At 61.5% G+C, this 11,977-nt stretch carries 11 protein-coding genes and 1 pseudogene; 10 read left to right on the plus strand and 2 right to left on the minus strand.

The features are described from left to right. Positions 1-84 precede the first annotated feature (84 nt). Complete coding sequence (locus Q8R81_RS05580) at positions 85-669, plus strand: hypothetical protein (protein ID WP_305616452.1); 585 nt, start codon at positions 85-87, stop codon at positions 667-669. On the opposite strand, the gene serB is transcribed toward Q8R81_RS05580, so the two are convergent. Beyond that, positions 670-1,554, minus strand: a complete 885-nt coding sequence (gene serB, locus Q8R81_RS05585) for a phosphoserine phosphatase SerB (RefSeq protein WP_305616453.1) — start codon at positions 1,552-1,554, stop codon at positions 670-672. It lies immediately after the preceding gene. On the opposite strand from serB, the gene miaA reads away from it, so the two are divergent. The 6 genes from miaA (at position 1,547) to Q8R81_RS05615 (ending at position 7,485) form a co-directional block, all read left to right on the plus strand. Beyond that, positions 1,547-2,515, plus strand: a complete 969-nt coding sequence (miaA, locus tag Q8R81_RS05590) for a tRNA (adenosine(37)-N6)-dimethylallyltransferase MiaA (protein WP_305616454.1) — start codon at positions 1,547-1,549, stop codon at positions 2,513-2,515. The genes serB and miaA overlap by 8 nt on opposite strands. Before the next feature lie 187 nt (positions 2,516-2,702). Continuing rightward, positions 2,703-4,451, plus strand: coding sequence for a biosynthetic-type acetolactate synthase large subunit (gene ilvB / locus Q8R81_RS05595; protein ID WP_305616455.1), 1,749 nt, complete (start codon positions 2,703-2,705; stop codon positions 4,449-4,451). Positions 4,452-4,623: 172 nt separating this feature from the next. Next, the gene (gene ilvN, locus Q8R81_RS05600; protein WP_305616456.1) at positions 4,624-5,139 is read left to right on the plus strand and encodes an acetolactate synthase small subunit; all 516 of its coding nucleotides are present in this window, start codon (positions 4,624-4,626) and stop codon (positions 5,137-5,139) included. Positions 5,140-5,188: 49 nt separating this feature from the next. Next, entirely contained in the window at positions 5,189-6,208 is a 1,020-nt protein-coding gene (ilvC, locus tag Q8R81_RS05605) for a ketol-acid reductoisomerase (RefSeq protein ID WP_305616457.1), read from the plus strand. 251 nt (positions 6,209-6,459) lie between these two features. Next, positions 6,460-6,732 carry an I78 family peptidase inhibitor gene (locus Q8R81_RS05610; protein ID WP_305616458.1) on the plus strand — a complete coding sequence of 91 codons (273 nt, stop codon included), beginning with the start codon at positions 6,460-6,462 and terminating at the stop codon, positions 6,730-6,732. A gap of 93 nt (positions 6,733-6,825) precedes the next feature. Further along, positions 6,826-7,485: a YceI family protein gene (locus Q8R81_RS05615; protein WP_305616459.1), complete on the plus strand. Its 660-nt coding sequence runs from the start codon at positions 6,826-6,828 to the stop codon at positions 7,483-7,485. Positions 7,486-7,488: 3 nt separating this feature from the next. Here the strand turns inward: Q8R81_RS05615 and Q8R81_RS05620 are convergent, their stop codons facing one another. Further along, entirely contained in the window at positions 7,489-8,622 is a 1,134-nt protein-coding gene (locus Q8R81_RS05620; protein WP_305616460.1) for an epoxide hydrolase family protein, read from the minus strand. A 207-nt stretch (positions 8,623-8,829) separates the two neighbouring features. On the opposite strand from Q8R81_RS05620, the gene leuA reads away from it, so the two are divergent. The 3 genes and pseudogenes from leuA to Q8R81_RS05635 form a co-directional block, all read left to right on the plus strand. Beyond that, positions 8,830-10,500 (plus strand): 2-isopropylmalate synthase, encoded by a 1,671-nt coding sequence (leuA, locus tag Q8R81_RS05625; protein ID WP_305616461.1) that lies wholly within the window; start codon positions 8,830-8,832, stop codon positions 10,498-10,500. A gap of 121 nt (positions 10,501-10,621) precedes the next feature. After that, positions 10,622-11,668: an amidohydrolase gene (locus Q8R81_RS05630; protein ID WP_305616462.1), complete on the plus strand. Its 1,047-nt coding sequence runs from the start codon at positions 10,622-10,624 to the stop codon at positions 11,666-11,668. A 78-nt stretch (positions 11,669-11,746) separates the two neighbouring features. Further along, a pseudogene (locus Q8R81_RS05635) lies at positions 11,747-11,977 on the plus strand (nitronate monooxygenase); the annotation flags it as partial.

Below are 11,977 nucleotides of genomic sequence, written 5' to 3' on the forward strand. Positions count from 1 at the left end.
GTCAATCACCCGTCCGGCAAATGCGCTTGCCCCTTGGTCGCACACGGTGCATCCTGTTTTGTGTAAATGGGGGATCGCATACATATGGCCCGAAAATGGCCCACAGCGTTTGGTCTTGTGGCCGCGCTTCTGGCGCTTGCCGCCGGACTTCAGCTTGGCGGCAGCACACTCGAACAATGGCAACTCGCAGCGCGGTGGACCGCCCGCGTCGGTTTCCCGATCTTCCTTGCCACCTATCTCGCCTCGTCGCTCTACAGCGTCTACCCCGCTCCGTGGAGCCGCGCGCTGGCGCGTGACCGGCGCTGGTGGGGCCTTGGCTTTGCCGCCAGCCATACCGTGCATCTGGTGGCGCTGATCATGGCAACCACGCTCAATCCCGAACCGCGCACGATTGCGTCGCTGATTCCCGGCAGCATTGCCTACGTGTTCATTCTGCTGATGGCGCTCACCTCCAGCAAAACCGCCATGCGCACCCTCGGCCGCAACTGGAAGCGCCTGCACAGCACTGGCATCCATGTCATCTGGGTGACGTTCACTTTGGCCTATGCCAAACGCATCCCCATGCCCGAAACACGTGCCATCGGCATCACCATGACGACGCTGGCCATCGCTGCCCTAGTGATCAGGCTGGCCGCGCGCCGCAATCGCGTGGTGCCTGCCTTCGCCTGATCAGTCGAGCACCCAATCCTCACGCGGAACGCCCAGCAGTGACAGGATCGCCGTCAGGTCACCCCGGTCGATCCACCCGTTCGCGGCAGCCCGCGCCTTGGGCTTGGCGCGATAGGCAATGCCAAAGCTTGCCGCCTCAATCATCGGAATGTCGTTCGCGCCATCGCCAGTCGCAAGGCTGAACACACCCTCACCCAGTCGCGCCATCTCCTCCAGCAACACCTGCTTCTTGACCGAACTGTCAACGATTCCGCCAACCAGCCCGCCGGTCAGCATGCCGTCATGCAGGCCAAGCCGGTTGCCTACGACCCGGTCGAATCCAAGCAGTTCCGCCACCGGATCGGCAAAGGAATGAAACCCACCAGTCACCAGCACAGTATGGCATCCACGCGCCTTCAGCGTTGAAACCAGCGTGCGCGCGCCAGAAACAGGTCGAATGCGCTCATCAAGACACTGCGTGATCGCGATTTCGGGCAAATCTTTGAGCAGCCCCACCCGCTCACGCAGCGCGGATTCAAAGTCCAGCTCGCCCTGCATTGCCCGCTCGGTGATCGCGGCAATCCGCTCCTTTCGTCCCGCAAAGTCGGCCAGTTCGTCGATGCACTCCTGCCCGATCATGGTCGAATCCATGTCCGACACGAACAGGCGGGGAACCTCGATCAGCCCTTCGGCAACCAGCAGGTCGCTTTCAGGAAAGCATTGGTCGAGTATCTGACGGATGCCCGCCGGATCGCCTTCCACCACTTCCAGTTCCAGCACATCATCGCAAGTGTCGAGCATCCCTGCCCCGGCCACTTCCCAATCGCGCGCCTCGATCATTTCCATCGCAAGCGAGAGATTTTCACCAAGCGTTTCCGGGTCTGCTATCAGGCGCGCGATGATCAACGAAGAATCCTTCCAGAGCGAAACCAATGCGGCGGCAAAGCCAAGAGTGGCGCTAATCGCAGGGCCGACCGCCAGCGGCAAGAGCGATCTGGCGGTAAAACTCGCCCTGCACACGATTGCGCAAGGGTGTGAGGCTGTGGTCATCAATGCCGACAGTGCGCAAGTCTATGCCGACTTACGTGTACTGAGCGCGCGCCCCTCGGACGATGAAATGCAAGGCGTGCCGCACGTTCTGTTTGGCGCATGGGATGGCGCAGAGGCCTGCTCTGCCGCCGACTGGGCCACGGCGGCCAAGCGGGAAATCGCCAGCGCCCACGCCTCCAACGCCCTGCCGATCCTCGTTGGCGGCACTGGCCTTTATATCAACACTCTGCTCCGCGGCATCGCCCCAGTCCCCGAGATTGCCTCTGACATCCGGGAAGTTGTTCGCGCCCTGCCGGTAGCCGAAGCCTACGCCGCGCTTCAGGCCGAAGACCCTGACCGCGCCACCCTGCTCGCGCCTGCCGACTCCCAGCGCATCACGCGCGCGCTGGAGGTGGTGCGCTCTACCGGGTCTCCGCTGGCATACTGGCAGCAGCAGCGTAGCGGTGGCATCGGTGAAGTCATAGACCTGTCCCCGGTGATCCTCATGCCTGAACGCAGTTGGCTCTACCACCGCTGCGACCTGCGCTTTGAACTGATGTGGGAAGCAGGCGCTATCAATGAAGTGGCGGCCTTGCTCGCGCGGAACCTGCCCGATTCGCAACCCGTCGTGCGCGCCATCGGCGTGCCAGAAATCGCCGCCCACTTGCGCGGCGCATTCACGCGCGAACAGGCCATCACCGCTGGCCAGCAAGCCACACGCAACTACGCCAAGCGGCAATACACCTGGCTGCGCAACCAGAATCCGGGCGATTGGCCACGCGTTGAGTACGAAAATTCCATTGACAGCGCCCATATCGCAAGTTTATTGCGCATATAGCTGCTTGACGCCACCTTTTGTGTCAAGTAGTAGGCCGTCAATTGCTTGATCCACCTCTGTGTTGATCAAGCTCCCGAGTAGGGAGAGACGGCCCGGCGCAGCTAGTCTGTAGCCGGGCCGATATTTTTTGTTTTTCCGGCGTGCCAACGGGTCTATCGGCCCCCCACGCGAAGAAGGGTGAAGTAACGTGACAAGCGAGCGCAGCGGCGCCGAGATTCTGGTCGAAAGCCTTGTCGCCAAGGGCGTCGAATTCGTGTTCGGCTATCCCGGCGGCGCGGTATTGCCGATCTACGATGCGCTGTTCGGCGATGAACGTATCCGTCACATTCTTGTGCGCCATGAAGCAGGCGCGGCCCACGCGGCTGAAGGTTATGCCCGCGCGACCGGCAAGCCGGGCGTCGTGCTTGTCACTTCCGGTCCCGGTGCAACCAATGCCGTCACCGGCATTGCTGATGCCTTCATGGATTCGATCCCGATGGTGGTCATCACCGGGCAGGTTCCCACCGGGCTGATCGGATCGGACGCGTTTCAGGAAGCCGATACCGTCGGCATCACGCGCCACTGCACCAAGCACAACTATCTGGTCAAAGACCCCTCGCAACTCGCCGCAACGATTGACGAGGCATTCCGCATCGCCACCGAAGGCCGCCCCGGGCCGGTCGTGATCGACATTCCCAAGGACGTGCAGATCGCGCTGGCCACGTGGACCGGTGCAGCGCCACAGCAGCGCAACCGGTACAACCCGCAAACCGAAGGCGGCGCGGCGGAAATTGCGCAGGCCATCGACATGATTGCCAACGCCAAAGCCCCTGTATTCTACACCGGCGGCGGCGTGATCAATTCAGGCCCGCTTGCCGCGCAGCTTTTGCAAGAACTGCAGGCGCTTACCGGCGCTCCGGTCACCTCCACGCTGATGGGCCTTGGCGCGTTCCCCGCCGATCACCCTGCATGGCTCGGCATGCTTGGCATGCACGGCACCTATGAAGCCAACCTGACGATGAATCAGGCCGATCTGATGGTTTGCATCGGCGCGCGCTTTGACGATCGCGTCACCGGCAGGCTCGATGCCTTCGCGCCCAATAGCAAGAAAATCCATATTGATATCGACCGCGCCTCCATCAACAAGACCGTGGCGGTTGACCTGCCCGTCATCGGCGATTGCGGCAAAGTCCTCGCCCAGTTAATCGATGCGTGGCACCAGCGCGGCTACAAGGCGCAGGATCTTTCCGCATGGAACGCCCGCATCGAAGGCTGGCGTGGCCGCAAGAGCCTTGCCTATCCACGCAAGTCCAAGGCGATCATGCCGCAATACGCGGTCGAGCGCCTGTATGAACTGACCAAGGCGCATGAACCGATCATCTCCACCGAGGTCGGCCAGCACCAGATGTGGGCGGCGCAGTACTTCCACTTCATGAAGCCCAACAAGTGGCTCACCTCGGGTGGCCTCGGCACGATGGGCTACGGCCTGCCCGCCGCCATCGGTGCGCAGGCGGGGTTCCCCGATGCGCTGGTGATCGACATTGCAGGCGATGCCTCGATCCAGATGAACATTCAGGAACTGGGCACCGCCACGCAGTATCGTCTGCCGGTGAAGGTATTCGTGCTCAACAACGAATGGATGGGCATGGTCCGCCAATGGCAGGAACTGACCTACGAGAGCCGCTATTCGAACTCCTATTCGGACAGCCTGCCCGATTTCGTGAAGCTTGCCGAAGCCTATGGCTGGAAAGGCATCCGCATCACCGATGAAAGCGAACTGGACGCTGGCATTCAGGCGATGATCGACCATGACGGCCCGGTCTTCGTCGACTGCCTCGTCGCCAAGGAAGCCAACTGCTTCCCCATGATCCCTTCGGGGGCTGCGCACACCGACATGATCCTCTACGGCGATGAAGTGGCCGGCACGATGGACGACGAAGCCAAGGCGCTGGTGTGATGGGACTTTACATAGTCATGGCAGTCGCGCTGCTTTGCGCGGCATTTGCAGTTCGTGATTTTCGCCGAAAGGACTACATCTGGGCCGCGTTGGCTTCAGCTGCCTTTGTCGCTTTAATTGCGATGCCGTTCCCCACTCATTCGGTCTCGATAGACCTCCCGAGCGCAAAATGATGCATATTCCGCAGGAGGCGCAGGAGCGCCATGTCCTCACCATCACGGTCGATAACGAAGCAGGCATTCTCGCCAAGATCGCCGGCCTGTTCACCGCGCGTGGCTACAATATCGACAGCCTGACCGTGGCCGACATTACCGACGGTCATGACGTCAGCCGCATCACCATCGTCACCCACGGCCCGCCCCCGGTGATCGACCAGATCCGCGCTCAGCTCGAACGCCTCGTGCCCGTCCACAAGGTCACCGATCTCACCGAAGTCGGGCCTTTCGTCGAACGCGAACTGGCGCTGATCAAGGTCTCGGGCAAGGGCGAGAACCGGGTCGAGGCGCTGCGTCTGGCCGATGTTTTCCGCGCCAAGGTGGTCGATACCACCACCTCCAGCTTCGTCTTCGAATTGACCGGCGCGCCTGACAAGATCAACAGCTTCGTCGCACTGATGAAGGAACTCGGCCTCGTCGAAGTCGGCCGCACCGGCATCGTCGGCATGATCCGCGGCGCAACCGCCGCCTGAAATCCTAACCGCTTATCCACTCACGAAATCACTACAGATTGGGAACGAAATGAAGGTCTATTACGACGCAGACTGCGATCTGAACCTCATCACGGACAAGAAGATTGCCATCCTCGGCTACGGCTCGCAGGGCCATGCCCACGCGCAGAACCTGCGCGATTCGGGCGTCAAGGACGTGGCCATCGCACTGCGTCCCGGCTCGGCCAGCGCCAAGAAGGCCGAAGCTGCAGGCTTCAAGGTACTCGCCAATGCCGATGCCGCTGCATGGGCCGACGTGCTGATGATCCTCGCTCCGGACGAGCATCAGGCCGCCATCTACGCCGATGATCTGCACGCCAACCTGAAGCCCGGTGCCGCGATTGCCTTCGCTCACGGTCTGAACATCCACTTCGGCCTGATCGAACCGCGCACCGACATCGACGTGATCATGATCGCGCCCAAGGGTCCCGGCCACACCGTGCGCAGCGAATATCAGCGCGGCGGCGGCGTACCCTGCCTGATCGCGGTGCATCAGGATGTGACCGGCAATGCCCATGACGTGGGCCTCGCCTATGCATCGGGCGTTGGCGGTGGCCGTTCGGGCATCATCGAAACCAACTTCCGCGAAGAATGCGAAACCGATCTGTTCGGCGAACAGGCCGTGCTCTGCGGCGGTGCCACCGCGCTGGTCCAGGCCGGGTTCGAAACGCTGGTCGAAGCCGGTTACGCACCGGAAATGGCCTACTTCGAATGCCTTCACGAACTGAAGCTGATCGTCGATCTGATGTATGAAGGCGGCATCGCCAACATGCGCTATTCGATCTCGAACACCGCCGAATACGGCGATATCAAGACCGGTCCGCGCATCATCACCGCCGAAACGAAAAAGGAAATGAAGCGCGTTCTGGAAGACATCCAGTCGGGCCGTTTCGTCAAGGACTTCGTGCTCGACAACCGCGCCGGCCAGCCTGAACTCAAGGCTGCCCGTGGTCTCGCCAAGCGCCACCCGATCGAGGAAACCGGCGCAAAGCTGCGTGCGATGATGCCGTGGATCGGCGCAAACAAGCTGGTCGATCAGACCAAGAACTAATACCGGTTCGATTCGAACCAAAGTTTTGCAAGAAAGGGCGGCTGCAGAGCCGCTCTTTTTTCGTTCAAACACAAATGCTTCTGCAATCGTTCTCGTTACGCTGACGAATGCAGTGGACGCAGGCCCGCCAATCGGTAGACACCGAAACGGTGTGATCTACGTCACAAGGCAGGAACATGCGTAAAAGGGTCGTCATAGCCGTAACAGCGGCATCAGCGTGGGTTGGAGCTCCCATTCATGGCCTGGCCGCCATGTCGGGCGCTGATATTGCGCGCCCACCGGCCTCGCCGGCTGCCACGGCAACCGCGACAGCCGCACGCGATACCTGCAACATGCGCCAGGCAAGGCGTTTCACCGGCGTGGTTTACAACGCACAGGTCGGCGAAGACCTCGCCCGGGCCATCCTTCACCACCGCATCCGGCTGATCCGCCCCGGCTCGGTCATCACGCAAGACCTGAGGCCAGATCGGATAAATCTGATCCTCAACGATGCGGGCAAGATCATGACCATCCGCTGCGGCTGATACCGTTACTTTCGGGCAGGCTACCAAATCCGCCTTGTGCCCCCCGCCCGGCTTTGGCATCCACGGGTCTTCCTTCCCTCAGGAGATCCCCTCATGTTCAGCCTCAATCGCATGCCGCGCGCTCTCAAGCTCGCGCTCCCGCTCGCCCTCATTGCCGCTGCCACCCCGATGGTCGCGCAGATGCCCGAAGTTCCGGGAAAGGCTGACAAGGCGCGCGTCACTGCCGGAACCTACACCGCAGATGCCGGTCATTCGCTCGTCGCGTGGAAGGTAAACCACTTCGGCTTCAACGACTATTTCGGTCTGTTCGGCGATGTTTCGGGTACGCTCGAAATTGATCCGGCCAACCCGGCCGCCGCCAAGGTTTCGGTCAAGATCCCGGTCTCGAAAGTCGTCACCGCCAGCGCCGGCCTGACCGGCCACCTGCTCAAGCCTGCGGCTGAAGGCAAACCGGCCGACTTCTTCGGTGCAGCGCCCGCCGATGCCACTTTCGTCTCCACCAGCGTCGCCCCCGGCGCCGACGGCATGAGCGCGAAGATCACCGGCGACTTCACGCTCAACGGCGTGACCAAGCCAGTCACCATCGACGCAACTTTCGCAGGCGCAGGCACCAACCCGTTCAGCAAGGCGGCGACGCTCGGCTTCCACGGCAAGACCACGATCAAGCGTTCAGACTTCAACGTGAAGTACGGCCTGCCCTTCGTCTCTGACGACGTGACGCTCGACATCACCGCCGCCTTCGAAAAGAAGTAACTCCTACCGCATCAAGCCAAACGCAACCCGAAGCTCTTTCACAAAGGCTTCGGGTTGCTCCCACGCGGCAAAGTGCCCGCCCTTTTCCAGTTCGCCCCAATGCACCAGTTGTGCGCAATGCCGTTCGAACCATTTGCGCGGGGCCGGAATAATCTCCTTGGCAAAGGCGCTCGCCCCCACCGGCAGCGGAATGTCCTTCGGCCCGAAACTGCCGAAGCTCTCCCAATAAAGCCGGGCCGACGATGCCCCTGCCGCCGTCAGCCAATAGAGCATCAGATTGTCGAGCATGTCGTTGCGGCTCAGCGCATCCTCGGGCTTGCCGTCATTGTCCGTCCACGCCCACATCTTCTCGTACAGCCAGCCCGCCAGCCCCACCGGTGAATCCACCAGCCCATACCCCACGGTCTGCGGCCGCGTGGCCTGCTGCTTGGAATAGCCCGAATCCCAATCCTGATAGTGCTGCATCTTCATCAGCGCCCGCATCTCGTCCGGTGCTGGGGCAGCTATATCCTCGGGCAAAGGCCTTGCGATCGGCATGTTGAGGTGGATGCCCGCACAGCCCTCAACCTGCTGCACGGCAATCGCGGTTGTCACTGCCGAACCCCAGTCACCGCCTTGCGCAAACCAGCGGTCATAACCGAGCCGCCGCATCAGTTCGCCCCACGTCCGCGCGATCTTCTCCACGCCCCAGCCCTTTGCCGCAGGCTTTCCGGAAAAACCGTATCCCGGCAGGCATGGAATCACGACGTGGAACGCGTCAGCCGCCGTCCCGCCATGTTCCTCAGGCCGTGTCAGCGGCGCAATGCAGCGGCGAAACTCAAGGATTGAGCCGGGCCAGCCATGCGTCAGCACCATCGCGCGCGCATTCTCATGCGGAGACTTCACATGCAGAAACCGGATCGCCAGACCATCAATCTCGGTCTCGAACATACCCCAGTCGTTCAGCAACCGCTGGCAAGCGTACCAATCGTATCCGTTGCGCCAGAAGCCGACAAAGTCCTGCAATGCCGCCAGCGGCGCGCCTTGCGACCAGTCGTCCACCGTCTCCTTCTCAGGCCAGCGGGCCATGTCGATCCGGCGATGCAGGTCGTCGATATCCGACTGGGGAATATCTACCACGAATGGCGTCACAGTCATGCCGGCTCTCCCTTTTCCGTTGCAAACATTCTGGACAAGCGCGCCGCGATTCACCATAGGCTTTTCGCATGATCGCTCGACTGGACCTTACCCTGCGACTTATCCGCCCTTGGGCGTGAGCTGACGCGCGGGTTAACCCGGCGCGCACGGCGCCCAGGGGATGAAGCATCGCAAGCGGCATAATCCAGATAATTCGAGTGCAATCTCATGACCATGCTCAAGAACCCGTCGGCCAAGTATCGCCCGTTTCCGCAGATTGATCTGCCGAACCGCCAGTGGCCCAACCAGACCATCACCAAGGCGCCGCGCTGGCTCTCCACCGACATGCGCGATGGCAACCAGTCGCTGATCGATCCGATGGACGCGGACAAGAAGAGCCGGTTCTTCGACCTGCTGCTGAAAGTGGGGCTCAAGGAAATCGAGGTCGGCTTCCCTTCGGCGGGCGCGACCGAGTACGATTTCATTCGCGGCCTCGTCGATGCGGGGCGCATTCCTGACGACGTGTTCGTGCAGGTTCTCACCCAGTCGCGCGAAGATCTGATCAAGACCTCGTTCGAAAGCCTCGCCGGGGCCAAGCAGGCCATCGTCCACGTCTACAATGCTGTTTCGCCGCTGTGGCGGCAGGTCGTGTTCGGCATGGACAAGGCCGATGTGCGCAAAATTGCGCAGGATGGCGCAAAGTTCCTGCGCGATCAGGCCGCCCGCTTCCCGCAGACCGACTGGCACTTTGAATATAGCCCGGAAACCTTCTCCACCGCCGAACTCGATTTCAGCATCGAATGCTGCGAAGCGGTCATGGAAATTCTCCAGCCCACGGTCGAAAAGCCGATCATCCTCAACCTGCCCGCCACGGTAGAGGCGGCCACGGCCAACATCTACGCCGACCAGATCGAATATTTCTGCCGCAACCTGCCGAACCGTGATCGTGCGGTCATCTCGCTGCACACCCACAATGATCGCGGCACGGGCGTTGCGGCTGCCGAACTCGGCCTGATGGCGGGCGCGGATCGCGTGGAAGGCTGCCTGTTCGGTAATGGAGAGCGTACCGGCAACTGCTGCCTCGTCACAGTCGGTCTGAACTTGTACACGCAAGGTGTTGATCCAGAACTGGATTTTTCGAACATCGATGAAGTGATCCAGACGGTCGAATACTGCAACCAGTTGCCCGTTCACCCGCGCCACCCCTATGGCGGCGAACTGGTGTTCACGGCGTTCTCGGGTAGCCATCAGGACGCAATCAAGAAGGGCTTTGCTGCCGCTGAAAAGCGCAATGACGAGCTTTGGGCTGTCCCCTACCTGCCCATCGATCCGGCAGACCTTGGCCGCAGCTATGAAGCCGTGATCCGCGTCAATTCGCAGTCCGGCAAGGGCGGCTTCGCGTGGGTTCTCGAACAGGATCAAGGCCTCAAGCTGCCCAAGAAGATGCAAGCCCACTTCTCCCGCCACGTACAGGAACTGGCCGACGAACTCGGCCGCGAACTGCAAGCGGCCGACATCTGGGGCGTCTTCCGCAAAGCCTATCGCCTCGATGCGCCGCAGCACCTGCAACTCGTCGAATATGACGAAACGCGCGGGTCCGATGGCACGCGCATCTTTGCGGGCAAGATCGAAGTCGATGGCAAGGTCCAGACCGTCTCCGGTCGCGGCAACGGCCTGATTTCATCGGTAGTCGCCACGCTGAAGGACGGGTTTGGCGTAGACATCGACGTGACCGACTACACCGAACACGCGATGGGTGCAGGCAGCAACGCCCGCGCCGCCGCCTATGTCGAATGCAAAACCGCCGATGGCCGCACCATCTGGGGCGTTGGCATTGACGAGGACGTGGCCACTGCCTCAGTCCGCGCGGTTCTCAGCGCGGCGAACGCGGTGGGCTGATTCACGGCGGGCGGTCCTTTGTGACCGCCCGTTCAATCGTTCGATTAAAACCTGCTTGATACGCACGCATCATGCGCCATAGTCCCTACACGCCCGCAAGAGGCGCGCAAAGGGACAGGACATGGCCGAAGAAGCGATTCTCGAACCCGATCTGCCGATCATCGATCCGCACCACCATTTGTGGGACTTGCGCCCACTGATCGGCGCGTTTCCGCAGCCGCGCCATCCGTTCCTGGAAACGCTGGCGCACTCGGCCTATTATACCTTCGACCAGTTACTTGCCGATGCGCGCAGCGGCCACAATGTCGTCGCCACGGTATTCATGGAATGCGGCGCATTCTACCGCGCCGGGGCCGAAGCCGCGATGAAGCCGGTTGGCGAAGTCGAATATGTCGGCGGCGTCGCCGCGCAAGGCGCAAGCGGCCTCTACGGCAATTTCCGCCCTTGCACGGCGATCATCGGCCACGCCGATCTCACGCTCGGCGATGGGGTGATTCCGGTGCTTGAAGCGCTCGTTCAGGCAGGCAACGGCCGCTTTCGGGGCATTCGCCATCAAGCTGCATGGGATGCTGACCCGGAATTGCTCGGCCCGGCCTTCCACATGCCACCGCACATCTATATATCGGACCAGTTCCGCAAAGGCTTCCGCCATCTCGGAAAATTGGGCCTGACTTTCGACGCATGGCTGCTCGAACCGCAGTTGGGTGACCTGCTCGATCTCGCCCGCGCCTTTCCCGATCAACCCATCTGCCTTGATCATTGCGGCAGTCCGCTCGGCACGGCCAGCTACCACGGCAGGTTGCACGAACGCTTTGATATCTGGCGCGAAAACATCCGCGCCATTGCCCAATGCCCCAACGTCACCATCAAGCTCGGCGGCCTCGCGATGGCATTTTGCGGCCTGCCCGAACAGGGCCCGATGGCCGGCCTGTCGTCCGAAACGCTGGCTGCGATGTGGCGACCCTACATCGAAACCTGCATCGAAGCGTTCGGGCCGGACCGCGCGATGTTTGAAAGCAACTATCCGGTGGACAAGTGGGGCGCGAGCTACAACACACTGTGGAACACTTTCAAGCGCCTCGCACACGGCGCGTCGGATGTTGAAAAGCGGGCACTTTTCGCCGGGACGGCGGCAGCGTTCTACGGAATTGAGGACGTGGCTTTCTGAACCCCTTTGACAAGCGCGGCGGCTTGGCATAGCCGTTTAATCACGTGATTAAATTCCCTTGAGAAGGACCGGAACCGGATGCCCTTGCCCTCCCTTTTCGCCAACCTGCGCCTGCCCGTCATCGCCTCACCGCTGTTCATCATTTCCTGCCCGGAACTGGTGATCGCGCAGTGCAAGGCCGGGATTGTCGGGTCTTTCCCGTCACTTAACGCACGCCCCATCAGCCAGTTGGACGAATGGCTCCACCAGATCACCGAAGAACTGGCCGCCCACAACCGCGCCAACCCCGATCGCCCCGCCGCGCCCTTC

Source organism: Novosphingobium sp. (genome assembly GCF_030696665.1).
Classification (GTDB): Bacteria; Pseudomonadota; Alphaproteobacteria; order Sphingomonadales; family Sphingomonadaceae; genus Novosphingobium.

Excerpts from the sequence above, each read along its gene's own strand:
- Q8R81_RS05580 (WP_305616452.1), top strand. The coding sequence starts at position 85 with ATGGCCCGAAAATGGCCCACAGCGTTTGGTCTTGTGGCCGCGCTTCTG.
- miaA (WP_305616454.1), top strand. The coding sequence starts at position 1,547 with ATGATCAACGAAGAATCCTTCCAGAGCGAAACCAATGCGGCGGCAAAG.
- ilvN (WP_305616456.1), top strand. The coding sequence starts at position 4,624 with ATGCATATTCCGCAGGAGGCGCAGGAGCGCCATGTCCTCACCATCACG.
- ilvC (WP_305616457.1), top strand. The coding sequence starts at position 5,189 with ATGAAGGTCTATTACGACGCAGACTGCGATCTGAACCTCATCACGGAC.
- Q8R81_RS05610 (WP_305616458.1), top strand. The coding sequence starts at position 6,460 with ATGTCGGGCGCTGATATTGCGCGCCCACCGGCCTCGCCGGCTGCCACG.
- Q8R81_RS05615 (WP_305616459.1), top strand. The coding sequence starts at position 6,826 with ATGTTCAGCCTCAATCGCATGCCGCGCGCTCTCAAGCTCGCGCTCCCG.
- Q8R81_RS05620 (WP_305616460.1), bottom strand. The coding sequence starts at position 8,622 with ATGACTGTGACGCCATTCGTGGTAGATATTCCCCAGTCGGATATCGAC.
- leuA (WP_305616461.1), top strand. The coding sequence starts at position 8,830 with ATGACCATGCTCAAGAACCCGTCGGCCAAGTATCGCCCGTTTCCGCAG.
- Q8R81_RS05630 (WP_305616462.1), top strand. The coding sequence starts at position 10,622 with ATGGCCGAAGAAGCGATTCTCGAACCCGATCTGCCGATCATCGATCCG.